Raw genomic sequence first — 22525 nt, forward strand, 5'->3', positions numbered from 1 at the left:
CCAGCGGTCTCAGTGCCACGCCACGCGGTAACGGCCGGTCGGCCTACCTCCGGCCACTGCCCGGAGACCGCGTTTCCTGTGGTCACCAACGGGCACCCGCTGATGTGAACACCCCCTACGCCACGACGAAGCAGGTGACCTACATGTTCAAGGCCATCGCGGACGTGATCCGCTCCATCGGCGGTGCCGTCGCCACGGTCGTGACACTTCCGTTCCGTGCCGTGGCCCGTCTCTTCGGCGGGGCGTCCCGCACAGCCCACGGCCACCGCTGACTCTTTTCGTCCCGGCTCCACGGGCTCAGTCCCCTGTTCCGCACCACGCCCGGGGCGGAAAAGGCCCGCGTTGCTCAGCGGCGCCCCTTGAGCTGCCCGACACCGGCCACGCCAACGGTTGCGAGTGCGATCTGGATGACGATTTCGGCCCAGACCATGCCCTTGGTGCCGTCGACATCAAGGGCCACGGTTGCCGGGACCCGCACACAGCGTGTCCGCAAGGCCGTCCGTGCGGTTGCGGACCTCATCGATGTCACTCTCCGCGTGCGGCAAGCGCAGCGTGTCGTACTGGTCAAGCAGGTCGGCCAGAACCACTGTGAGCTGCACTGCGCGTCGTCGATGAGGAAGGCGGGTTCTTCCACGCGGCGCAGGCCGCGTTGGCACGCTCGAAGGCACGGTCACCGACGGCGAGTCCGTGCTGCCGCCCAGGAGATCGACCGTTTGCCGCTGGTGTGCGGACTCCGACGACGCCGCCCACGTACACGCCGACGCAAGCCGGGTACCGAGATGCATATCTTGTCGGACTCGAACGGGTTGCCCCGGCCTTTGAGATCTCTGAGGCGAACGTCCAGGACAGCGGAGGGTCGAAGCCGCGTCGCCTTGTATGAGACCGCAGTTCGGAGCCCTCACGGCAGCTGTACGGGCATACGTGGGGCAAGATGGGCTGCATGGCCAACGACCGGAGCGCGGACTTCCTCCTGACGCGGGGGGCGACAGGCAGCTTCGTACCGAAGGACGGCCCGCTTCCGAAATCCGACGTGCGGGCGTTCCGGGCCGCACTTTACGCCGCCGCCCGCATCGCCGGAGGCGAGGTCGGCGAGCTGGAGGAGCAGGCGTACCCGCGGACCTTCCACACCGCCTCGGTCGTCGACCGCACAGGCGAGCACGTGATCCTGTGTCACGCCCATCACCCCTGGATCGCCTTCGCTCAAGAACGCCGAGACTGGTACCGAGAGGAGTTCCTCTCAGCTCCGCCATGGGCCCGCGCCTTCACGGAAACGGGCTTCGCAGTGCTGAGCAGCGAGCTGCTCGCCACGCCACTCACCGCCATGGACACTTCAGGTCTTACCCGGAGCGAGTGGCGCCAGGTTCGCTCGTACGACATCGCCACGTTGGGCGGAGCGCTCTTCAACGCGTGGGATTGATGGTCGTGCAAGCGGTCGAGCAGCCCTGTCCCGGGCGTCCAGCACGTCCCGGTGAACCGCCAGACCGAGCGCGGCTTCGGTGAACACACGGCCGGTGGTGACGAACAGCGCGCCGTCCGCGCCGTGCTCGGGGCGGACGTCGCCGACGAACCTCAGCGTGTCGTGCGAGGACACGCCGTCCTCGGACGCGTACTCCTTGACCTGAACCACCAGGACGACTGCCGTCCCAAACGTGCGAACAGGGCCATCGAAGGCGGTGGCGGGATTCTGACGGCGCGTCCCGGTCAGCCCTGAGCGACGTAGGCAGCGGATTCGGACTGACGGAGGCGGTGTGCGCGAAGAGGCGGCATGGTTCGCGTCGAGGGGGGTATGCGCGCTGCCGTCGGCACCGCGGGTGCTGGCCGTGACTCACAGGGAGGGGCAGGAACATGGCCGTGACGACGGTATCCGGTGCGAGGACCAAGACTGAGGCGGCCGTCGCCGGGCTTCCGGAGGTGGCTGAACCGCTGAAGGTGGCGCCGAGGGACGCGCGGGTGCTGTCGAAGCAGTTCCTGGAGCGGCTGGCCGTGGTGGAAGAGGGAACGCCCGAGTACCAGTACGCGCGTAACACTCTGATCGAGATGAACACGTCCCTGGTGCGCTACGCGGCAGGCCGGTTCCGCAGCCGCGGCGCGGACCAGATGGAGGACATCGTCCAGGTCGGCGTCATCGGGCTGATCAAAGCGATCGACCGGTTCGAGGTGGTGCGCGAGGTGGAGTTCACCACGTTCGCGATTCCTTACATCGTCGGGGAGATCAAGCGGTTCTTCCGCGACACTTCCTGGGCCGTGCACGTGCCTCGCCGCTTGCAGGAGGCCCGGATCGAACTCGCCCGTGCCACCGAGGAACTTTACTCGCGGCTGGACCGCATGCCGACGGTCAAGGAACTGGCCGAGCTGATGAGCCTGTCCGAGGAGGAGGTCGTCGAGGCGAGGATCGCCGCCAACGGCTACAGCTCCGCGTCCCTGGATGCCGCCTTCTCCAGCAACGAGGACGGCGAAACCGCTCTGGCGGACTTCATCGGCGCCGAGGACGCGGCGATGGAAATGGTCGAGGATTTCCATGCCCTGGCACCCCTGATCGCCGACCTGGACGAGCGGTCCCGCCGGATAATCCACTGGCGGTTCGTGGAAGAGCTCACCCAGACCCAGATCGGCGAACGCCTGGGCTGCTCCCAGATGCACGTCTCACGCCTGCTGTCGCGGAGCCTCAAGCAACTGCGCCAGGGCATGCTCACAACCTGCTGATACCACTGAAAACACCGGCCGGCTCCCCTCGCTCGTCCAACGGGCGGGGAGCCGGCCGGCCGCTGTGCAATCCATGAACGCCGCACGAGGAAGAGGAGCGCCCGCGATGAGCGAGGCCCAGTACCAGGCCGTGGACAAACGAGCCGTCCCTGCTGTCGACGCACACCTGGAGATCCTTCTGCGGCTGGTCGAGGCGCAACCCGAGGCCCGGATGGGGATCTGTTTGACCACGCCGGGTGGTGTCATCGGCGGTCACCTGGTCTCCGCACAGTCGTGGGCGCAGCGCTGGGAGGACGCGGTACGGGATGCGGACGAGGGGCAGCAGGCAGGTGTCATGGCGCAGTTGCCGCAGATGGTGCAGGCGGCACAGCCCCACGGGGATGCCACGGACGATGGCCTGCACCGGTTCCTCCACCTGGTGGACGTCACGTTCATGTCCGTTCCCGGCGTCCCCACCTCGCCGGTGTGGCGCGGACGGGTCAGCGACATCTGCGGATGGTCGCTGGGCGCCCCGTCCTGACCTCGGCGCCACAGCGGATCCCAGATGACGTAGCCGGCTTCCTCAAAGCCCGGGAGCCCGGGGCTTGGCGCTCCGGGCGGCGAGCTCCGTACGCGTGGTGGTCAGGAGCCCCTCCCTCCGGGGCAGAGTGCCCGCGGCCCACCGCCTCACGGCCGAGTACCTGCCCGTACGCGGGTGCGCCGTTCGGCTCGTGCGGCACCCGCTCGGCATCCAAGGCGTGCAGCAGGACCCGCGTCGGCGGGAACGCCCGTGCCACCAGTGCCCTCCACCCCGTCCGCGGCCGTGGTGGGACTGCGGGTGGACCTGCTCACAGCCACACCGACGGTTCAACGACGGTGCCACCCTGCGATGTGCGCCACTTCGCCGTAGGGCGGCCGGATTTCCCCGGGGCGGGCAGCGGCCGCTCCCGTACCGGTCACGGGTCGTGCGGTTTCGGTCCGAGCTGTGTGAGTTCCTCGTTCATGAGGGTGAGGAAGCGCAGCACCGTCTGCCGTTCCTGCGGGGTGAACTCGTCCAGTGCGCGCCGGGTGGCCTGAGCGAGCGGGCGGAAGTGCTCCCGTGCTGCCTGGCGTGCGGGTTCCCGGTAGTGGATGAGCACAACCCGGCGGTCCTGTGTGTCACGGGTGCGGTCGATGTGCCCGGCACGTTCGAGCCTGTCCAGACACGCGGTGACGGCGCCCGAGGTGAGCCCCAGGCGCTGGCGGAGGCGGGTGGGCGTCATGCCGCCCTCCGCGTCGAGGACTGCCGCGAGCGCGTGTACGTCGGTGGGATGCAGCCCCTCGGAGGACGCGAAGCGGTGCACCACGGCGTTGGTCTCGCTCGTCATCCGGCGCAGGAGCATGGCGACGGACATCAGGTCGGGCGACGGTTCTCCGGAGGGTTCTCGGGGATCTTGGCGTTCATTCTTCGTGCTCACGGATCCAGGCTATCGATCTCGCCCGTGCGCTCCCGGATGCGCGGTGGGCATCCGGCCGGCGAGCGCTGCCGTACGCCCACCGCGCCGACCGGCTACCCTCCGCTGCCGGCGCCCTCGCCGTCATCGCCGTAGATCGGCCCGTGCGCTGTCGTGCGGCTGAGGCGTCCGGGCCACCATGCGCGGGAGCCGATGTCGCGCGCCAGAGCGGGAACGAGGAGCGACCGCACCACCAGGGTGTCGAGCAGCACGCCGAAGGCGACGATGAAGGCGATCTGCAAGAGGAACGCCAGCGGGATGACGCCGAGCGCGGCGAACGTGGCCGCCAGCACCACTCCGGCCGATGTGATGACCCCGCCGGTCGCGGCAAGTCCGCGCAGAACGCCTTCCCGCACGCCGTGCCGCAGGCTCTCCTCGCGCACTCGGGACATGAGGAAGATGTTGTAGTCCACTCCGAGGGCGACGAGAAAGACGAATCCGTACAGGGGTACGGAAGCGTCGGTGCCGCTGAAGCCCAGCAGGTTCTGAAACACCAGCGACGCCACACCGAGGGTGGCGAGGTAGTTCAGGGCCACCGTGGCGACCAGGAGCAGCGGCATGAGGAGCGAGCGCAGGAGCATCGTCAGGATGGCCAGGATGACCACCAGCACGACGGGAACGATGAGAAGCCTGTCCTGCTTGGCGGTGGCCTGCGTGTCGTACTGCTGGGCGGTGTGGCCGCCGACCAGGGCCTGTGCGTCGGGCAGTGCGTGCACTGCCGCGCGGAGCCGGACCACCGTCCGTTTCGCGGCTTCACTGTCCGCGGCTTCCGCGAGGGTGGCCTCGATGCGCACGCGGCCGTCCACCACCAGCGGCGCGTCCGGCCGCGGTCGGCCGCCATCGCCCAGCACCGCCGCGTCGGCGACTCCCTCGGTGCGCCGGATGGCCGTGAGGGTCTCCGCGAGTGCGGACGCGTTGGTGACGATCACCGCCGGGTTTCCGGAACCTCCGGGAAAGTGGCGGGCCAGGTCCTCCCCCGCCGCGACCGACGGGGCTTCCTTGACGAAGATCTCGTCGAGCGGCACCCCTTTGGAGTTCAGGGTCGGGGCGAACGCGGCGCAGACCAGCAGTGCGGTGAGCGTCAACGCCCAGACCCGCCGCGGAGCGCGATCCACGCACGCCGAGACCCGGCTCCACAGACCGTGGGAGCTCTCCTCGGCAGCGGGGCGCGGCCGGGCGGGCCAGTATGCGGCGCGGCCGAGCAGCAGCAGCGCCGCGGGAAGGAAGGTGAGCGCGCTCAGCAGGGCGCAGACGATGCCGATGGCTCCGACCGGGCCCAGCGCACGGTTGTTGGTGAGATCGCTGAACAACAGGGCGAGCAGCCCGAGCGCGACGGTGGCGGCGCTCGCCGTGATCGCCCCGACCGACTGGCGCAGCGCGGCCCGCATGGCGGCGAACCGATCGGGTCGACGGGCCAGTTCCTCCTTGAACCGCGCGGCCAGCAGCAGTGCGTAGTCGGTGGCGGCTCCGATGACCAGGATCGACAGGATCCCCTGTACCTGGCCGTCGACGCGCACGACTTCGTGATCGGCCAGGGCGTAGACGACAGCGCAGGCCAGGCCGAGGGAGAAGACGGCTCCGACGATGATGACCAGGGGCAGCAGCACGCTGCGGTAGACGATCAGCAGGATGAACAGTACGGCTGCCAGGGCAACGCCCAGCAGCAGGCCGTCGATGCCCGCGAACGCATCGGAGAGATCGGCCTGGCTGGCCGCGGGCCCGGCGAGCTGGACCCGCGCGCCGGGAAGCTCGGAGGCTTTCTTGACGCGCTCGATCACGACGGGCAGTTCTTCTCCGAGGTCCGGACGGAGTTGGACCACGGCCCGCAGCGCCTGACGGTCTTGAGAGAGCACGGCAGGCAGGGGACGCCCGACGATGCCGGACCCTCCGGCCTGGCGGGCCAGAGCCGCGCTCGCTTCGGCCTGTTGCGGTGCGAGGTCCTTGCCGCCCGCGGTCCACAGCACGATCAACGGCAGCGTCTCGGCCTGCCGGAAGGACTGTTGCGCGTCGACCACCTTCGTCGATTCGGCGCTGCGGGGAAGAAAGGCCGTCTGATCGTTGGTGGCGACCTCACCCAGCCTGCCCGCGAAGGGGCCGAGCGCACCTCCCAGAGCCAGCCAGACAACGAGCAGGATCGCCGGGGCGATCCAGCGGACGCGCGGGGTCATGTGCGGCTCCTGCCAGGAGAGAGTACCTTGACAATAAAGTATCTCAATCATTAAGGCATTGGCGCGCGCCCGGATGCCCAGCCCCTCGGACGGCACGGGGACGATGAGCGGACCTTTCGGTCCGGCTGAGCGACGGCACCCAAGGACGACGCCTTCGCGAAGATCCCGAAGGCGGACCTGGACAAGGCCCTCAACAACAAGGCCCAGCTCACCGAGAACCTGATCTGGCACGTGGTCGGCAAGAACCTCGCCCTCCCCCAACGGGTACGCCATCGACACCGCCCCCATGCCCACGAGCTGACTCGACAACGACGATCGGCCGGACATAGTCCGCGGTGACTGTCATGACGACATCCTTGGGCGCCGCGCTCCGTACGGGCGAAGGCGACCTTCGCCCGTACGGAGCAAACGAAACGGCTCGCCTTCACCCCGGCGGCAGGGAGGTCGTCGAAAAGAAGGCGACGGGCACTGGTGACTGCCGCGGTCCCGCATACGGCAGCGACCAGTGCCGTCGTCCCGCCGCCACGGAGAGCACTCCTGTGGCGCAGATGCCTCATCGGTCGGCTTACGCCACGCCGCTCGGCGCGGGATTGGTGCTACTTGAGCAGGTGGGCTGCTCCGACCTGGTGGAGGTGGATCACCATGTCATGTGACCGCGCGAGCCGGATCTGCGGAGCATCGGCGATCCCGGGATAGGTGGCGCCGATGTTCTTGACGGTGTGCGGTGCGGCGAGCCAGGTCCGGGCGGGCGCGGGGGTGTCGCGCAGGTCGACCATGAAGTCCCGGTGGCGCACCTTGTCGAGGGTGTGCTCGGCGGTGCCGGGTGCGGCCGGGCCGACGGTGAAGCGGCGGGCTTCGCCGTCGTGGCCGAAGGCGTTGAACGAGCCCCGGTCGAAGGTGAGGCCGACACTGAGATAGCCGCCGCCCAACTCCTCGCGGAGGAAGCCGCCCTGGACCTTCGGGTAGGTGTCGGGAACATACGTGTTGAGGGCGATGTGGCTGTTGTGGGCGGCGAGCACGATCTTGTCGCCGGTGTGCCGCTGCCACCAGGCGACGTTCTGCGCCATGATCCGGTCGCGGTGGAGCATGGCGCGGCTGATGTCCTGTGGGCTGTCCCAGTCGAAGGCGTACAGCGTGGTCATCTGGTGGATGGCGGTGGCGTGCTGGACGGCCCAGGCGTGCGCGTCGGCGCCGGTGCCCGTGGCGGGCCGCTGCGTGAGCAGGTCCACCGCCCGGCCGGTCCGCCCGGCGAGTTCCTTCCGTTCGGCCAGCGGCTTCGACAGGTAGTCGTTGACGTACGTCTCGGCGTCGGTGGCGGGCCGCAGGCCCCGGTACAGCTCGGTCAGCTGCGGCACGATGCCGGGGCGGGCCGAGGCCGCGTAGGCCTTCACCTTGTCGTACAGCTCGGGGCCTGCGAACCCGCTGTCGTCGCCGACGAAGCGGACCGGGTCCTTCGGATGCTTGACGTTGTACGCGCGCATCCACTGGAGCAGGTCGCGGTACTCGGCGTTGTTCCACCACCGGTAGGTGCCCCGGAACTCCTCGTCCATGATCTGCTTCAAGTCGCCCTCGCCGCGCAGGAGGTAGGCGTCGAGCCGCAGTCCGGTGCTCCACGGGGCTTCGAGGGCGAAAGCCCGGAAGCCCTTCTCCTCAACCAAGTACCGCAGGACCCGGTGCTTGACGGTGAAGAACTCGTGCGAGCTGTGGGTGGCCTCGCCCAGGCCCACCACCCGGGCATCGCCGACCATCCGGCCCAGCGGACGGAGGTCGGCAAGTCCGCCGCGCGGCCCGGTGGTGCGCAGCGGATGCGCCATTCGGCCCAGGGCCGCCTCCGGCGTACGGAACGACGGGGTCACCGTCTGCCCCGGGCCGGTCGGCACGGCGGCGCTGGCCGAGGCGGGTGCGGCGGCCGCACCAGGCACGACAGGAGAGGTGGCGGCAGAGGCAGAGACGGTCGGCGCGAGAGCCAGGGCGGCACCGAGCGGGACGAGCAGAGCGGCGAACAGGGCCTTGTGCGTGTTCATGACTCCAACTCTCACCGCGCGGGGGTGCCCCGGGCCATGGACCCCGCACCCCTACCGGCCCGGGAGCCAGCCCCACCCGCGACGACCGGGACCAGGCTCCTGGATCCGGCCGTGCCCGCCCGCCCCAGCGCCGCCGACGAGACACCGGGCACAACGAGCAAAGACCGCGGTGAGAGAGGGGCAGGCTCGACGGAGGACTGAGCCCGCCCCAAGGAGCGTGGCCGGACGGGGGAACGGCCTCACCCAGGACACCCCGAGCTACGGCCCCTCCCCCACCGTCGTACACGCCGTCGAACGGGCCGGGCGTTGCCGACGCCTCGTGCCGGACTGGCCAGTAGCACCCGCGTGTTCGCGCCGGGCCGGGAACGGGGCTCAGGCAGTGAGACGTTCGTTCAGTGCCTGTTCGCGCACCTTCGCGTGCAGATGCGGGTCAGGAGGCGGGAGACGTGCGTCTGGAGGCTCCCCGTGCCGGACCGTCAGTCTCGGAGGTCCGGGATGGTCGAGGAGGCCTTTCGGTAAAACCACGGGCCCGGCCAGGAGTACGTTCGCATTCCAGACTGCTCGCATCCAGGGGCGCCGTTCCGCCGCGGTCCCGTCCGGCGCCGCGGCGGGATGCGCCGGGGGCCACCGCCGTCGGTGGAACGGTGGCCCCCGCCGGGCGACGCGGCTCCCCTCCCCGCCGTCCCGCTCGGTCCCGGCTCCGTGCTCCGGCGTGTGGGAGTCCGCCTCGGTGAACGGCCGGCCGGGAGGTGGTTGGGGCTCAGGGTCGGTACAGGGCGCTGGGCAGGTCGGGGTGGACGTCAAGGGCCTGGTCGGCGCCGGTGAGGGCCAGCACCCGGCGGGCCAGCGGTCGGCGGGCCGCGACGCGCAGCCTGCGCCGGCGACGGGCGGCGACAGCTCCTGCGTGTTCCAGGACCGCGACGCCGGTACTGGTCAGGAAGGAGGTGCGCACGTCCAGCACCACCGCAGGCTCTCGGCCGTTGGTGACGAGACCCTCCAGTTCGTCGCTCACTCGGGGTGCGTTGGCGAGGTCGAGGATCTCGTACATCGTGATGATCTGGTTCCCGGCAAGGTGGTACACCGGCAGGGACACGGGCATGGGCACGATCGGCTCCAGGCAGCTCTCGTTCGGGGACCGGCCGCTGCCTGACCACGCCTCACACCGGACAGTAGCCAATTCGCAGCTGAACGTGAAGGGGGCCCAAGGTCTTTTCACACCCCAGCGACCGGCCCGCTCGACCCGACCGCCGCAATCGCCCTGGATCATCCGCGGGAAGACGGGTACCCGGCGAAGCGTCCCCCGCTCCCTCCCCATGAGGAGTCGACGTCGTGACCGCACCTCCCTCCCCGGACCCCGCCGACTTCGACGGGCAGGCCCTCTACCAGCTCCAGGCCCTGCTCCTGGACTCCGACCAACTGGAGGAATTCCTGGACGACCTGGTCCACCTCACCACCCGCACCCTGCCCGTGGAAGACCTCCACTGCTCGGTCACCCTGGAGCCGCAGGGCCGCCCTTACACAGCCGCCGCCAGCGACGAATTGGTCCTGCGCTTCGACCAGGAACAGTACGAAGCCGGCGAAGGCCCTTGCCTGGAGACCCTGCACACCGGCCGACCACACCACGCCGACGACCTCAGCCGCGAACAGCGCTTCGGTTCCTTCCCCTCCCGTGCGCAGACCCACGGCATTCGCAGCATGCTCGCCCTGCCCCTCACCCCGCCCGGCCAGAAAACAACCGGCGTGATGAACCTCTACGGCACACGCGTCGGCAGCTTCCCGCCCGCCGTCCGCGACCACGCCGCCATCTTCGCCGGCCATGCCGCCGGAGCCCTGGGCATCGCCCTCAAAGTCACCAGCCACGCCCAACACAGCGCAGACCTCCAGGCCGCCCTGCGCTCCCGTACCGTCATCGACCTGGCACTGGGCATCATCATGGGCCAGCAGCGCTGCACCGCCGACCGGGCCTTCCAGATCCTCAGCCGCGCCTCCCAGAACCGCAACACCAAACTCCGCGACGTCGCCGCCGGAATCATCACCCAGGTCACCGGCCAGCCACCCCCCACGAGCCCGCTCTTCGCCCCCCGCACCCCGCCCCGCCCGTGAACCCGGGCCGCAGCGCCGTGACAACGCCGTGCGCCGGTCGGCTTCATCGCCCTGAGTTCGCTGCTGTTCCAACTCCGTTGCGAACCGACTCCGGGGCAGAGGCGACTACTGGTGAGCGACGCGCCGCTCCCTCGCGATCCCGGCGGGCGGCAGCCCACCGCAGGGCAAGCGGCTTCCCTGCTTCGCGCATACAACGGGCATCAGGGGTACTTGGCCGGGGCCCACGAGGGCGCCCCGGTCCGCCGGACCGGTCCCACTTCCGCAAGGGACGTGTAACGTGACCGCCCATCACGGAGCGACCGCCCGACGCAGCCGCACCAGGGTCCAGCAGGCGGCCCTCGGCGTCGGCACGGTGTTCCTCCTCGTCGGAGTCCTCGGGTTCGTCCCCGGGATCACCACCCACTACGACACCATGGATTTCGCCGCCCACCACTCAGACGCCAAGCTGCTGGGCCTCTTCCAGGTGTCCGTCCTGCACAACCTCGTCCACCTCCTGTTCGGCGTACTCGGCATCGCCCTGTCCCGCACCGCCGCGCAAAGCGGCGCGTACCTCATCGGCGGCGGCGTGATCTACCTGGCGCTTTGGCTGTACGGCCTGCTCATCGACCACGACAGCGGAGCGAACTTCGTGCCCGTCAACACGGCGGACAACTGGCTGCACCTGGTGCTCGGCCTCGGCATGGTCGCCCTGGGCGTGCTGCTCGGACGGGACAGGCAACGCTGACCGTCGGCGCCGTGGACGACGAAGACGTTCTCGCTCCAGTCGCGATAGCCGGTCGCAACCACCACACCGCTCCCCGTGCCCACGGTCTGCTACGCCGTGCTCACTACCCCCCTGAGGTCACGCACTGCCCCCAGCATGCCGCAAGACCGCCTGCGGGCCGTGTGACCGGGGCGCGCCCGGGTACCCGACGATCCCGCCTCCGCAGGAGACACCATGAACCTCGCGCCCCTCACCCCTCTGCTCGACCGCCCCGGTCCTTGGGCCAGCGCGTCCACGCCGACCGTCACCGTGAACGAATCGGCCGCGCCTCGGCGCGAGTTCCGGACCAGCCACGTCCAAAAGCGGCCCGAAGCGGCTGGGTGACGACGACGTGCGCCGCGCCGTGGAGGACGCCCTCGCACAGGAGCGGCAAGGCTCTCCGTCGGTCCCCGCCTCCGGGAGCGATCCGCCCCCGGCTCGGTGGTCGCCTCTTCCGCGCCCGGCACCGCTGCTGGAGTGCCCACCCAACGAGCCCGCCTGCCTCATGGCGTACCAGGCCGTCGTGCGCGGACTGGCGAGTGGCCGGGACGAGACCGGGGCCGACCTCCTCGTCCCGGACAGTGACAAACGCGAAAGGCTCGCGGTCCACGGTCCTCTGCCGCAGCAGTGCTCCACCCAGGTGCGGGAGACCACCCGCAGAGGACGCTCCGAGGAAACGAAACGCTGGACGTACGAGTGAGGGACGTGCCGCCGCGCCCGGCCGCCGCCGGGCACGGAAAGGGAACGTCAAAGACACCGAGAGGGCGACGACATGAACAACCACCAGGGCGACAGCGCTTCCACCGCCGCCGAGGAGATCGAGCACGAGGCGCGGGAGGCGGGCGACCCCACCCCGGCCGAGGTGCGCCACCAGGACCGGAAGGACGGCGAGGCGGGCGACGCCCTCACGCCGAACAGGCGGGCCCAGGAGGAGACTACGAAGGACCAGGAGGCTGAGAAGGACGCCGGGAAAGACACGTCGGCGAGCGACTGACAACCCCTCCCGGGCACGGTGACGACCGGGACCAGCACGAAGCCGCTGATGATCGAGTGATCTCGGAGACGCAGCCCCGTTTTCCCTGCCGACGCCCACCGCCCGGCACCGGCCGCGCCGCGCTTGCCATCCGGTCAGGACTCTGAAGGCTTCCCTCCGGCCCGAACGTCCCCCTTCCCGTTCCGCGCGACCGGATCGGCGACGTCGAGCGCGACCTTCGTCCACCCTTCCTCGCGCCGGTCGAAGTTCTCGTACGCCGCGATCACATCGGCCGTCACCGCCCACTGAGTGATGAGAGGGGCGAGGTCCAGGGCTCCGGAAGCCACCATGGCGACGAGGCGCGGTATGTACCGGCGGTGATTGCAGTTTCCCATCTGCAGCGTGAGGTTCTTCTGCATGGCCTGTCCGACGGGAAAACGGTCGGCGTGCGGCGGGTAGACACCGACGATTCCCACGGTGCCGGCCTTGGCCGCGAGGTCGACCGCCCAACGGGCCGCGAGACTCGGCGCGTCACCGGCGATCCATGTGCCGCGCTCGGCAGAGCCCCGGTCCGGCGCGACCTCCTCGCACTCCTCGTCCCATTGTCCTTCCATAGAAGTCAGGGATTCCGCCGCAGGGCCACTACCTGGGCGCTCGGCATCAATGCCGACGGCTTCGATGACACGGTCCACGCCTGTTCCACCGGTCATCTCGCGTACCTGTCGCACCGGGTCCTCAACGTTGAAGTTCACCGTCTCCGCATGCTGGGTTCGTGCAAGGGCGAGCCTGTCGGAGACCCCGTCCACGACGATGACCCGGCCCGCACCCTGCAGTCGCGCCGCGATGATCGCGCACTGTCCCACAGGCCCCGCTCCGACCACGGCCACCGTGTCACCGCTTCCGACCCTCGCGAGCTTCGCGCCGAACCACGCGGTGGGGAAGACGTCGGACAGCAGGATGGCCTGCGCGTCGTCCACCGAGTCCGGCAGCGGTACGAGCCCGGTGTGGGCGAAGGGAACACGTGCGTATTCGGCCTGAAGGCCGTCGAGACCGCCCGCCGCATCGGGACCGCCGAAGAACGTCGTGCCACCGAGCGGGCCCGCGGGGTTGGCGTTGTCGCACTGTGCGTAGTAGCCGGCCCGGCAGTAGGCGCACACTCCGCACGCCACGGTGGAAGGGACCACGACGCGGTCGCCCCGCCGGAAGTTCCGCACGCCGGGTCCGGTCTCCTCGACCACGCCCACCGCCTCGTGCCCCAGAACACGACCTTCGCTGAGTCCCGGCAGCGTGCCGCGCACGAAGTGCAGATCCGTGCCGCAGATCGCCGCCGTGGTGATCTTCACTATCGCGTCGTACCGGTCCTGGATCTTCGGCTCCGGCACGTCCTCCAGCCTGATGTCACCCACTCCCTGCCACACAACCGCCTTCATGATCCGCTCCTTACTCGTCCGGTGTGCTCGACTCGGCCGGTCCGCCGTTTCGTACAGCGGCGCAGCCTGCTCCTGGTAGCTCCCCCTGCTCGTGCTCGCCAGGGCGAGACGCACTCCACGGCCCCCTACGGCACCGCTCGCCGTCCGCCGGATGCTGCGGCTCTGCTCTGGGCACGACGCAGGAGAGCCCTCTCCTCGGGACACGTACCGCCCCACACTCCTGTGGCCTGACCGGTATCCAGCGCCCACGACAGGCACTGCTCGGCGACCGGGCAGCGAGCACAGACCGCCTTGGCCGCCCGCGTGTCGCGCAGCGCCGGGCCCGACGTCCCGACCGGGAAGAACAGCTCCGGGTCCACACGCACGCAAGCCGCGCTGCGCAACCATTCCATGGCTTCTCCTCACGGTCGGCAGTCGGCAGGATCCTCCTCGTGCCCTGCCTGGGTGCCCCGGCAGGATCGTTGGAAACCGGCACCGCGGCAGCCCTCCCGAAGTCCACGCGATCCGCGTGGTCCCTGCGCACGCGGTGTGCGGCAGAACGTCCCGGGTACCCGCCCGAGGCACCCGAACCGCAAGTCGGCCAACCTGGTTGGGCCAGGGGCCCGGAAAGGAGATCCAGCCATGTCTGTTCCGTCCAAACGCACGATCGTCTCGTGCTCCGCTGGAGGACGGTCCCCGGCGCAACAGCGTGAGCCGCAGCCCGGAAGGGATGCGACTCTGCGTACGTGTCTACCCGCGCAAACCGTACGAAGCGGCACGCGAAGCACGCGTGAAGAGCAGCACATCGTCCTTGGCGAAGACTGATCGCGGTACCGGACGCGCAGGAGGTACCGGACGGGGTACTCGGGGCGAGCCCGAGGTCCCGGAGCCCCTGGCCGGTCCCCCGAGCCGGTCGGCACACCCGGCGTGCGCCGAAGACGTCATCGCACTCCAGGAGCCGGGCCCCTGCCGATCACCGGTGCGCCCCGGGCCACCAGTACCGACACCCTGGACGCCCACGCCCATCGCTGCCTGTACACGGGGTTGTGACACGCACGCGTAAGGGGACGGCCTCGCGCATCCTCACCTCCGCGTCCTCGGCTTCGGCTTCGGCTTCGGCTTCGGTGCGGCATGTCCCATCTCAGTCGCAGGGCTTCGGGCAGGCAGCCGGGGTCCTGACTACGGGCAGGCTCGCGCTTACCGGCCGGGGGCACCCGGCGCGCTCAGGGGCGAGCCGGTTCGACTGTTGTGGCGCTCACTTGCCCGTACGGAATGGATGTCCGCCCACAGACGTTGCGCAACGGACCACCGGGCCGTCGGCCCCAGCCCCGCCCGTCGGCCTCACCGCCCTTCAGCGCCGGTGGATCGGGCCAGCGTTCCGGGGGCCTTCTCGCACAGCCGTGCCAGCCTGGCCAGCATCGCCCGGTGGCGCAGCTGGATGACCGCTTCCACGCCCGCGTTGTGCAGCATCCCGCCCACGCCGCGCAGCGGATGCTCGTCCACGATGACCAGGCACTCCTCACCCCACTCCAGCAGGGAGATCCCGATCCTGGCGGTGCCCAGGAAGCCCGCCTTCGCCTCCAGCTCCAGGCTGCTCCCGGGCGTGCCGCCACGGACCACCGTCTCGTTGGTCAGCCGGAGGGGGCCCAGCCGGATCTCGTACCGCAGGGACGAGCCTAGCTGGGGCCACTGGCCGTGCGCGGGCCGTGAATCCGACGCGCCGACCACCCACTCCGCGTACCGTTCGCCGTCGGCGAGTACGTCCCAGACGACCTGCGGCGGCGCGCTGATCAGTCGGTGTCGTCGTGCCATGATGCCTCCAGGCTGCTGTCCGGCGGTACGGGACGCGCTCGGCCGAGGGCCACGGGCCAAGGCTCGGGCGCGTCCATCGCGGTCGCGGCTGCCGCGGACCACCTCTCCGCTCGTGGCTTACGTCCGGTGTGCTTGCCGTGCTCCATGCGAACAGTTCGGGGTCCGCAACCGTGCACACTGCGCCGTCCCACCACTTCACCGTTCTCCTCGCGCGGCTGCCGTCCGTTCCCCACATCCGCGTCCTCACCACGGTGCCACGCCCGGGTTCCCGGGTGGCCTTGGCGGAAACCACCGCTTTCCTTCGCACTGGCCGACTCAGGCGCAGGGCATCACTACCGCGACCGCCACCCTGGACCACGCTCTGTCCGTCCACCACGCCGTCATCGACGACCCGCCGCCCCCGATGGCGCCCTTGCCCGGCACGCCCGCCACAACCGGGAACACGATGCGTGGGCGCCCGTACGAGGAACGGTCCCCGCTCCGGGGCGAGCTCCCCCGCGCCTGTCGTCCGTCATTGGCCAGGCGGCACCGCGCGGTTCGGGTCGCGACCGGCTCACCCCCGCTGGCTGCACGCTTCCCGTATATGGGCCGACGCAGCCGTCGCTCTGGCCGGCGGAGACGGCGAAGAGCGAGACCTCCGAGGGCGAGGCCGCCACGTCAAGGATCGTCACGCACCTGCTGCGCGCCGCCGGGCTCGAAGTGACCGCCGGGGTCAACGGCTTGGGCGTCATCGGCGTACTGAAGGACGCGCCGCCCGGACGTACCGTCGCCTACCGCGCCGCCAAGGACGCCGTACCGGCGGAGGGAATCTTCCCCGCCGCCACCCGGCCCGCCCACGCCTGTGGGCATGACGCCCACACCGCCGTCGGCGTCCCGCTCTACAGTGCCTCGAACCCGACACCAGGGCCATCGCCATCGGCGTCCGCACGATGGCCGGGCGCCTCGCCGCGCGGGCGCGGGTCTGACCGCCAGGTCGCACTCCGTGTCCGTCCGCGTCCACGTCTCCGCCGTATCGAGCGGCGCGCGTCTGGGCCCAGCCGGGCCGCAGACGCGCGTCGACCGGCCGCGCGAATGGAACTACCCCGCCCGGAACCCCGAGCGGCCCCTGGCGCCCGCTCCTCCCCGCCCCTTTCCTCCTGGGGTCGGGCGAGTGCCACCCGAAGGTTGCCCGGCCTCCGCGCACTACGGAGCCTCCGCCCTGTCCGACAGTTTTCAACCGGCGAGGAACCCCCTCGGCCGGAGTGGAGGTACGACGCGAACCTGGATCGACGCTCAAAAAAATATTGCGGTACTATTTTTTTATGACGTTACACGCAGACGCTGACACGAGACGCGGCCAGGTCGCCTCCGCGCTGATGGCCGTGATTGCCGAACGGGGACTGGCTCGGACCACCCTCGCCGACGTGGCGCGGACGGCGGGTGTGTCCGTGGGGCTCGTCCAGCGCTATTTCCGCTCGAAGGACGAACTGCTGAGGTTCGGGATCGCGTACGTCTACCGGCGGACCGAGGAACGCATCGCGGCCATCCCCGTCGAGCCGCCGATCCGGGCGTTCGTCGTACGGATGATGGAGGCGTCCCTGCCCCTGACCCCCGAGCGGCATGCCGAGCTGCGGGTCTGGCTGAGCTTCGTACAGGCGTCGTTCACCGACGCCGGCATGGCCGCGATCCACCGGGACGCCACTGCGCGGCTCCTGCAAGGCGTCGAGGAGGCTCTGCGCGGCGCGCAACGGGCCGGTGAACTCGCCGCGGACGTGGACGCCGAGGCGGAGGCGGCGGCACTGGTCGGGTTCGTGGACGGGCTGTGCCTGCACCACGCGGCGACCGGCGACGGCTTCGGCGCGCCCCGCATCAGCGCCGCCCTGTCCAACTACGTCGACCGGCTGTTCGACCGGTGAGCGCGACGCTGGCACTGGCCTTGGTCGGACTGGGGCTGCTGGACAGCACCAGCTTCGGCACCCTGCTCATACCGATCTGGCTCCTGCTCACCCCCGGGCGGGTGCGCGCCGGCCGGATCGCCGCCTACCTGGCCACCGTGGCGATCTTCTACTTCTGCATCGGCGTCCTCCTGATGCTGGGGGCCGATGCGGCGCTGCAGGCCGTACAGGAGGCTTTGAGGGACATCGCCCCGACGCACCTTCTGATCGGGCAGCTCGTCATCGGTCTGATCGTCATCGTCGCGAGTTACCGGCTGGAGGCCCGCGTCCGCAGCCGGTCGGGCAAACCGGGCCGAATGCGGCGCTGGCGGTCTTCGGCGATGTCGGGTGCCGTGCCGGTGGGCGGAAGTCCGGGCGCCTCCGGTACGGACGGTGCGGTTCTGAACGACCGGGACGCACCGGGCAGAGGCATACGGGGCCTGATGAGCCTCGCACTGGTGGCCACGGCGCTTGAAGCCGTCACCATGGTGCCCTACTTGGCGGCCGTGGGCCTGCTCGCGAACGCCGATCTGACCTGGCAGGTCACCGGCGGAGCGCTGGCCGGCTACTGCGTAGTCATGATCCTCCCCGCAGTTCTCCTCGGCTCCGTCCGGATCGCCGCACACGACCGGGCCGAGCCAGTACTGCAACGGATCAACGACTGGTTCACCCGCAACAGCGCCAAGACGCTCGGCTGGACCGTCGGAGGCCTCGGCATCGGCATGACCCTCAACGCCGTAATCACTCTCCTCGCTCCACCCGCCTGAACCCCACCGTCAGTCTTAGAGGTCCTAACAGAGGCGTTGGACGTGTTGGTGGGTGATGAGGCAGGTGGCAAGGCTGAGGAATGCTTCGTGGATGTCGTCGCGTCGTTCCCATCGGACGCGCAGGCGCCGGAAGCCGTGCAGCCAGGCGATCGTCCGCTCGACGACCCAGCGGTGGACGCCGAGGCCGGAGCCGTGTGGGATGCCGCGTCTGGCGATCACCGGTTTGATGCCCTGGGCCCAGACGAGACGGCGGTATTTGTCGTGGTCGTAGCCGCGGTCGGCCAGCAGCGTGTCCGGTCGGCGCCTTGGTCGTCCGACCAGGCCGGCGACGGACGGGATCTTCGCGAGCAGGGGCATCAGTTGTGTGATGTCGTTGCGGTTTCCGCCGGTCAGCGACACGGCGAGTGGGATGCCCTGTCCGTCGACGAGGACGTGGTGTTTGCTGCCCGGACGCGCGCGGTCGACCGGGCTGGGTCCGCTTTTGGGCCCCGTCGGGCGGCCCGGACGTGGCTGGAGTCGATCACCGCCCGCGACCAGTCGAGCTGCCTGGCCGAGCGCAGCTTCTTGAGAAGGACCAGGTGCAGCTGGTCCCACACTCCGGCGTCGTTCCAGGCGGCGAGCCGTCGCCAGCAGGTCATGCCGGAGCCGAAGCCGAGCTCCTGGGGCAGGTACTCCCACTGGATGCCGGTGTGGAGCACGAACAGGATTCCGCACAGAGCCTGCCGGTCGGGCACCCGCGGCCGTCCCGACACCAGCTTCGGCGCCGGAACCGGCAGCAACGGCTCGACCAGCGACCACAGTTCGTCTGACACGATCCACGGCCGGGAGTTCCTCTTCGCCACGAACGGACCAACGAGCAACCAAGCCGACAGTCACATGATCAACAGCTTCTGTTAGGACCTCTTAGCCTGCCGTGTTGAGGGTGTCGAGTCCGTGCAGATGGCCGGCCGTGCCCTGCAGAAAACTGAAGGGACGGCGGCCGGTTCGGGGTGAGCACGCGGGCGGCGTCGCTGCTGGAGTTCAGCACCCCGAGCGCACCGGCGGCGATCTATGTGGGGCTCGCGGTCGTACGTGGAGACGCACGGGCGCTTCCTCCCTCCGGAGAACACGGTGCGGCAGGAGCACTCCATCGGGCCATGGGCGAAGCACCAGCCGGCGGCCGGGAAGCGAGTGCTGCTGGAGATCCTCGGCCTCGAACCCGCCGGGGCGGAGACCGCAAGCAGAACAGTCAAGCCAAGGGCTCCGATGGTCTGGGCGGCAAGGTGCAAGGGGTGGACGGCGGCTGTGGTCGCGATGGTCCCGAGCAGGGCGGCGCTTCGACGCGGCCACACGGCGTGGACAAGTCCAGCTGGGGCTGAAAGGTCTCGTGAGCGCCCGTTCGGCACGAGGTCGCACTGGATGAATAGGGGCGGTCGTCCGGTTGCCTTTCTAGCCGTGCCGGTCGGCGCACGGGACCGCGCTTGGACACCCCCTGGGCGACACTGGTCGAGTGATTGTCGAACGTGCGTATGCCCACCTCTCCTCGTACGACGAGGACGTCTGGCCCTGGTCCGTGCCCTGCGTCCGGCAGCTGCTCGACGAAGGGCTGCGCTTCACCGCGCCGGTGACCTTCCTGGTCGGTGAGAACGGGTCGGGGAAGTCGACCCTGGTCGAGGCGCTGGCGGAAGGGTTCGGCCTGGACTCCTACGGCGGATCCCACGACTGGCGCTACGCATCCCCGCGCGCCAAGTCGGCGCTCGGCGAGCGGATGAGGTTCGACGCGGCCTCACGCGGGCGCCGTATGGTCAGCAACTGGTCAGCTCGCAAGGGCTTCTTCCTACGGGCCGAGACCGCCCTGGACGCTCTGGACAGAGAAGGGTTCTCGCCGGACTCGGTCAGTCACGGCGAGGGTTTCCTCGCGGCGTTCCGCGGCAAGTTCCTTCACGCCGGGCTCTACGTCCTCGACGAGCCGGAGGCGGCGCTCTCCTTCTCTTCGTGCCTGGAGCTGATCGGGCACATCGACCGGCTGGCCAAGGAGGGCGGCCAGGTCATCTGCGCCACACACTCACCGTTGCTGACCGCACTGCCGGGTGCGGACATCGTCGAGGTCGGCGGACACGGGATACGGAGGGTCGCCTGGCGGGAGCTCGGCATCGTGGATCACTGGCGCCGCTATCTCGCCGACCCGCACGTCTATCTGCGACATATCGTCGAACCATAAGGGCGCCCCCCTTGCCCACCCAGGAGATAGATCGTCGTGGGTCTGGCCGGTGGGCGCGCCGCCCTGGGCCGCGCGGTCGTCGTGACCACGTGCATCACCGCCTCCGGCAGGTCCGGGGGGCACGTTTCCATGAAATGGGGGTGGTAGCCGGACCGTGCGGCGTCCTGCTTGACGCAGTAGTGCGCGTTGGCGTCGTACGGGGAGTCGAACCGCAGCGACGCAGGAGGCAGAGCGTGCCTGTCGCGCCAGCCCAGGCGTCCGTGCGCATTGCGGCCGTAGTGGTTGCACCCACACCTGGCGCAGGATCTCTGCCTGCGGCAGCCCGCGCATCCGGGGCGGGGCGTCGGATGTCCAGGCGGCGGCCAAGACTCTGCATCCGCCCCGGCCGAAAGCCGAGGCGGCAACCAGTGCAAGGCTGCTTGGGCGAGTTGCTCAAGTGCAGCCCGCAAGCTCTCGCCGGCCAACTCCAAGCGGCTGAGCCTGTGTACGGCGGCGAGCACATGTGTGGGATCGGTTCGCTGGCGGCCTCCGGCTCGCACGGCACCGAGTGATCGAACCCGGAACGTTCGCAGCCAGCGTGAAGGCGATGTCAGCGACCTGGCCCCGCCGCAAACCAGCTCCCCGACCTGGCCGAAACACACCCGGATGACGCATACCGGATGCTCCACACGCACGTACTGCGTAGCGTGCCGAGCATGAGACGCTTTCTGGCGACATCCGCGCTTTTGACGCTGTCGGTTCTCCCGCTCAACGGCGGCCTCGCGCAAGCCGTCACAGCCCCGCCGCCTCCCCCGGCGGATGCAGCACAGGCCGATACTCCGACGGATACGGCGCAAGCCGAGACTCCTGCGGATGCACCACAGGCCGAAACCCCGACAGATACCGCAGAAGCCGAAACTCCTGCGGATACAGCACAAGCCGAAACCCCGACAGATACCGCAGAAGCCGAGCCTCCCGCGGATACAGCACAAGCCGAAACCCCGACAGATACGGCACAGACGGATGGTCCGGCCGATGAACCGGAGGCGGATGCTCCTGCGGACACGCCGCAGGCTGCTACTCCCACGGCTGACGAGCTTCCCGGTCCGCCGGACGATTCCTCCATCCAGGAGGACTCCACCGGCGAGGACGCTTTCTGACCTAAGCGCCGGCCATCCGCTACGTCTACGTCCGCGTCCGCGTCCGCGTAGAGGCTCAGGCCAAGGACGCCTACTGGTTCACCATTCCCGACGAGATCGTGGTGAGCCGACGGCAACAGCCAAGCGTTTACGCGGTGACCACCGATCGTCATTGCTCGCACCGACGTGGTCATCGTCTGCTGCTCCAGGCTCGTCCAGGCGCGAACGGGTACACACTGGTCCGCCGCCGCGCCGCCGAATTCCTGGGTACCTTGCTCTTGGTCTTCTTCGCCGTCGGCGCCGCCGTTCTCGCGGGCGACAGCATCGGCACTCTTGGCATCGCGTTGGCCTTCGGATTCACCTTGCTGGCCCTGGCGTATGCGCTCGGCGCGATCTCGGGCTGCCACGTCAACCCGGCAATAACGTTCGGAATGCTGGTGGCCGGGCGCATCAAGGGCCGTACGGCTGTCGAGTACTGGGCCGCCCAGTTGCTGGGCGGCATCGCTGGCGCCGGGACGCTGGGGCAGTGCTATTGGCGAATGTCCGGTGGCTTTCGCGCTACCGGCACCCCCGCTGCCGACAGGAGCCGGTAGCGGCTCGGCTGTTGCGGGTCTTCTCGTAGCCGGGGCCGATGCGGCTGGCGACCGGCGGCGCCAAGCCCTCCTACAGGACATCCCGGTCCGGACGCCAGCATGGAGCTGTCACGCGGGGCACGGCTTCGAACTCGTCTCGTGAGTCGTCGTTCAGCACCGCGTGCGTATCAGGTGACGGATGCCCAGCGATGGCTGGGCCCGCCGGTCAGTCGATGCTTTCGACGATGCGGAAGTCGCGCTCGAAGCCGTCGGGAAGGGCCACCAGCGCCTTCTGGTACGCCTCGCTCTCGTATGCCGCGACCGCCTGCTCAAAGCCGTCGAACTCGACCAGAACGACGCGTTCGGTGATTCCGGCCTCGTGGGCGACGACTCGACCGAAATTGGACAGGACGCGCCCGCCCCCAGCCCGGACGGCCAGCCCAGCCAGCTCGTTGTAGTCAGTCAGCCCCTCAGGGTCGGAAATGGCGGGGTAGACACTGACCCAGTAGCCCTTAGCCATGGAAGCCTCCTACGTTCGGCCGGACACTT

Annotated in this window: 21 protein-coding genes and 3 pseudogenes; 14 read left to right on the top strand and 10 right to left on the bottom strand. The window is 69.7% G+C overall.

The genetic code is table 11. The features are described from left to right. Positions 1-143: 143 nt before the first annotated feature. Together ACIBNE_RS22860 and ACIBNE_RS22865 are read left to right on the top strand one after the other, a co-directional pair. Complete coding sequence (locus ACIBNE_RS22860; protein WP_399275409.1) at positions 144-272, top strand: LPFR motif small protein; 129 nt, start codon at positions 144-146, stop codon at positions 270-272. Positions 273-940: 668 nt separating this feature from the next. Then, the gene (locus tag ACIBNE_RS22865; RefSeq protein ID WP_399274316.1) at positions 941-1417 is read left to right on the top strand and encodes a hypothetical protein; all 477 of its coding nucleotides are present in this window, start codon (positions 941-943) and stop codon (positions 1415-1417) included. Here the strand turns inward: ACIBNE_RS22865 and ACIBNE_RS22870 are convergent. After that, positions 1331-1729 (bottom strand): restriction endonuclease, encoded by a 399-nt coding sequence (locus ACIBNE_RS22870; RefSeq protein ID WP_399275411.1) that lies wholly within the window; start codon positions 1727-1729, stop codon positions 1331-1333. The genes ACIBNE_RS22865 and ACIBNE_RS22870 overlap by 87 nt on opposite strands. 116 nt (positions 1730-1845) lie before the next feature. On the opposite strand from ACIBNE_RS22870, the gene ACIBNE_RS22875 reads away from it, so the two are divergent. Next, positions 1846-2703 (top strand): RNA polymerase sigma factor SigF, encoded by an 858-nt coding sequence (locus ACIBNE_RS22875; protein ID WP_399274318.1) that lies wholly within the window; start codon positions 1846-1848, stop codon positions 2701-2703. 106 nt (positions 2704-2809) lie between these two features. Then, positions 2810-3223: a hypothetical protein gene (locus tag ACIBNE_RS22880; protein WP_399274320.1), complete on the top strand. Its 414-nt coding sequence runs from the start codon at positions 2810-2812 to the stop codon at positions 3221-3223. 415 nt (positions 3224-3638) lie between these two features. Here ACIBNE_RS22880 and ACIBNE_RS22885 read toward each other — a convergent pair whose 3' ends face one another. Beyond that, the gene (locus ACIBNE_RS22885) at positions 3639-4139 is read right to left on the bottom strand and encodes a MarR family winged helix-turn-helix transcriptional regulator (RefSeq protein WP_399274321.1); all 501 of its coding nucleotides are present in this window, start codon (positions 4137-4139) and stop codon (positions 3639-3641) included. A 92-nt stretch (positions 4140-4231) separates the two neighbouring features. Next, positions 4232-6343, bottom strand: coding sequence for an MMPL family transporter (locus ACIBNE_RS22890; protein ID WP_399274323.1), 2112 nt, complete (start codon positions 6341-6343; stop codon positions 4232-4234). A gap of 135 nt (positions 6344-6478) precedes the next feature. On the opposite strand from ACIBNE_RS22890, the pseudogene ACIBNE_RS22895 reads away from it, so the two are divergent. Beyond that, positions 6479-6595, top strand: a pseudogene (locus ACIBNE_RS22895) (fasciclin domain-containing protein); the annotation flags it as partial. A 344-nt stretch (positions 6596-6939) separates the two neighbouring features. Here ACIBNE_RS22895 and ACIBNE_RS22900 read toward each other — a convergent pair. Together ACIBNE_RS22900 and ACIBNE_RS22905 are read right to left on the bottom strand one after the other, a co-directional pair. Next, positions 6940-8367, bottom strand: coding sequence for an erythromycin esterase family protein (locus tag ACIBNE_RS22900; RefSeq protein WP_399274325.1), 1428 nt, complete (start codon positions 8365-8367; stop codon positions 6940-6942). A 760-nt stretch (positions 8368-9127) separates the two neighbouring features. Beyond that, complete coding sequence (locus ACIBNE_RS22905; RefSeq protein ID WP_399274327.1) at positions 9128-9472, bottom strand: STAS domain-containing protein; 345 nt, start codon at positions 9470-9472, stop codon at positions 9128-9130. Between the two features lie 224 nt (positions 9473-9696). Between ACIBNE_RS22905 and ACIBNE_RS22910 the strand changes: the two genes are divergently transcribed. From ACIBNE_RS22910 to ACIBNE_RS22925, 4 genes are all read left to right on the top strand, one after another. After that, positions 9697-10470, top strand: coding sequence for a GAF and ANTAR domain-containing protein (locus ACIBNE_RS22910; RefSeq protein ID WP_399274329.1), 774 nt, complete (start codon positions 9697-9699; stop codon positions 10468-10470). A 277-nt stretch (positions 10471-10747) separates the two neighbouring features. Continuing rightward, positions 10748-11194 carry a DUF4383 domain-containing protein gene (locus ACIBNE_RS22915; RefSeq protein WP_399274331.1) on the top strand — a complete coding sequence of 149 codons (447 nt, stop codon included), beginning with the start codon at positions 10748-10750 and terminating at the stop codon, positions 11192-11194. Between the two features lie 523 nt (positions 11195-11717). After that, positions 11718-11912 (top strand): hypothetical protein, encoded by a 195-nt coding sequence (locus ACIBNE_RS22920; RefSeq protein ID WP_399274333.1) that lies wholly within the window; start codon positions 11718-11720, stop codon positions 11910-11912. A gap of 72 nt (positions 11913-11984) precedes the next feature. Further along, positions 11985-12206 carry a hypothetical protein gene (locus ACIBNE_RS22925; protein ID WP_399274335.1) on the top strand — a complete coding sequence of 74 codons (222 nt, stop codon included), beginning with the start codon at positions 11985-11987 and terminating at the stop codon, positions 12204-12206. Positions 12207-12340: 134 nt separating this feature from the next. Here the strand turns inward: ACIBNE_RS22925 and ACIBNE_RS22930 are convergent, their stop codons facing one another. The 3 genes from ACIBNE_RS22930 to ACIBNE_RS22940 form a co-directional block, all read right to left on the bottom strand. After that, positions 12341-13567 carry an alcohol dehydrogenase catalytic domain-containing protein gene (locus ACIBNE_RS22930; RefSeq protein ID WP_399274337.1) on the bottom strand — a complete coding sequence of 409 codons (1227 nt, stop codon included), beginning with the start codon at positions 13565-13567 and terminating at the stop codon, positions 12341-12343. A gap of 173 nt (positions 13568-13740) precedes the next feature. Continuing rightward, a complete protein-coding gene (locus ACIBNE_RS22935; RefSeq protein WP_399274339.1) occupies positions 13741-14007 on the bottom strand; it encodes a WhiB family transcriptional regulator in 267 nt (88 codons plus the stop codon). A gap of 928 nt (positions 14008-14935) precedes the next feature. After that, positions 14936-15406, bottom strand: a complete 471-nt coding sequence (locus ACIBNE_RS22940; RefSeq protein ID WP_399274341.1) for an SRPBCC family protein — start codon at positions 15404-15406, stop codon at positions 14936-14938. Between the two features lie 1301 nt (positions 15407-16707). On the opposite strand from ACIBNE_RS22940, the gene ACIBNE_RS22945 reads away from it, so the two are divergent. Both ACIBNE_RS22945 and ACIBNE_RS22950 read left to right on the top strand, forming a co-directional pair. Next, positions 16708-17301: a TetR/AcrR family transcriptional regulator gene (locus tag ACIBNE_RS22945; protein WP_399274343.1), complete on the top strand. Its 594-nt coding sequence runs from the start codon at positions 16708-16710 to the stop codon at positions 17299-17301. After that, a complete protein-coding gene (locus ACIBNE_RS22950; RefSeq protein WP_399274344.1) occupies positions 17298-18086 on the top strand; it encodes a GAP family protein in 789 nt (262 codons plus the stop codon). Before ACIBNE_RS22945 ends, ACIBNE_RS22950 begins: the two co-directional genes overlap by 4 nt. A 24-nt stretch (positions 18087-18110) precedes the next feature. Here ACIBNE_RS22950 and ACIBNE_RS22955 read toward each other — a convergent pair. After that, positions 18111-18928, bottom strand: a pseudogene (locus ACIBNE_RS22955) (IS5 family transposase). Between the two features lie 647 nt (positions 18929-19575). Here ACIBNE_RS22955 and ACIBNE_RS22960 point away from each other — a divergent pair. From ACIBNE_RS22960 to ACIBNE_RS22970, 3 genes and pseudogenes are all read left to right on the top strand, one after another. Continuing rightward, positions 19576-20286, top strand: a complete 711-nt coding sequence (locus ACIBNE_RS22960; RefSeq protein ID WP_399274346.1) for an AAA family ATPase — start codon at positions 19576-19578, stop codon at positions 20284-20286. Positions 20287-20981: 695 nt separating this feature from the next. Next, on the top strand, positions 20982-21425 hold the full coding sequence (locus tag ACIBNE_RS22965) for a hypothetical protein (protein ID WP_399274348.1): 444 nt from the start codon (positions 20982-20984) through the stop codon (positions 21423-21425). A 215-nt stretch (positions 21426-21640) separates the two neighbouring features. Then, positions 21641-21925: pseudogene (locus ACIBNE_RS22970) on the top strand (aquaporin); the annotation flags it as partial. A 277-nt stretch (positions 21926-22202) separates the two neighbouring features. On the opposite strand, the gene ACIBNE_RS22975 reads toward ACIBNE_RS22970, so the two are convergent. After that, entirely contained in the window at positions 22203-22496 is a 294-nt protein-coding gene (locus tag ACIBNE_RS22975; RefSeq protein WP_399274350.1) for a DUF1330 domain-containing protein, read from the bottom strand. Positions 22497-22525 lie beyond the last annotated feature (29 nt).

The organism is Streptomyces sp. NPDC050504 (assembly GCF_044458065.1).
GTDB lineage: Bacteria > Actinomycetota > Actinomycetes > Streptomycetales > Streptomycetaceae > Streptomyces.

Coding starts and splice junctions, on each gene's coding strand:
- ACIBNE_RS22945 (WP_399274343.1), top strand. CDS start 16,708: ATGACGTTACACGCAGACGCTGACACGAGACGCGGCCAGGTCGCCTCC.
- ACIBNE_RS22925 (WP_399274335.1), top strand. CDS start 11,985: ATGAACAACCACCAGGGCGACAGCGCTTCCACCGCCGCCGAGGAGATC.
- ACIBNE_RS22940 (WP_399274341.1), bottom strand. CDS start 15,406: ATGGCACGACGACACCGACTGATCAGCGCGCCGCCGCAGGTCGTCTGG.
- ACIBNE_RS22965 (WP_399274348.1), top strand. CDS start 20,982: ATGAGACGCTTTCTGGCGACATCCGCGCTTTTGACGCTGTCGGTTCTC.
- ACIBNE_RS22875 (WP_399274318.1), top strand. CDS start 1,846: ATGGCCGTGACGACGGTATCCGGTGCGAGGACCAAGACTGAGGCGGCC.
- ACIBNE_RS22920 (WP_399274333.1), top strand. CDS start 11,718: ATGGCGTACCAGGCCGTCGTGCGCGGACTGGCGAGTGGCCGGGACGAG.
- ACIBNE_RS22975 (WP_399274350.1), bottom strand. CDS start 22,496: ATGGCTAAGGGCTACTGGGTCAGTGTCTACCCCGCCATTTCCGACCCT.
- ACIBNE_RS22935 (WP_399274339.1), bottom strand. CDS start 14,007: ATGGAATGGTTGCGCAGCGCGGCTTGCGTGCGTGTGGACCCGGAGCTG.
- ACIBNE_RS22865 (WP_399274316.1), top strand. CDS start 941: ATGGCCAACGACCGGAGCGCGGACTTCCTCCTGACGCGGGGGGCGACA.
- ACIBNE_RS22900 (WP_399274325.1), bottom strand. CDS start 8,367: ATGAACACGCACAAGGCCCTGTTCGCCGCTCTGCTCGTCCCGCTCGGT.
- ACIBNE_RS22880 (WP_399274320.1), top strand. CDS start 2,810: ATGAGCGAGGCCCAGTACCAGGCCGTGGACAAACGAGCCGTCCCTGCT.
- ACIBNE_RS22860 (WP_399275409.1), top strand. CDS start 144: ATGTTCAAGGCCATCGCGGACGTGATCCGCTCCATCGGCGGTGCCGTC.
- ACIBNE_RS22890 (WP_399274323.1), bottom strand. CDS start 6,343: ATGACCCCGCGCGTCCGCTGGATCGCCCCGGCGATCCTGCTCGTTGTC.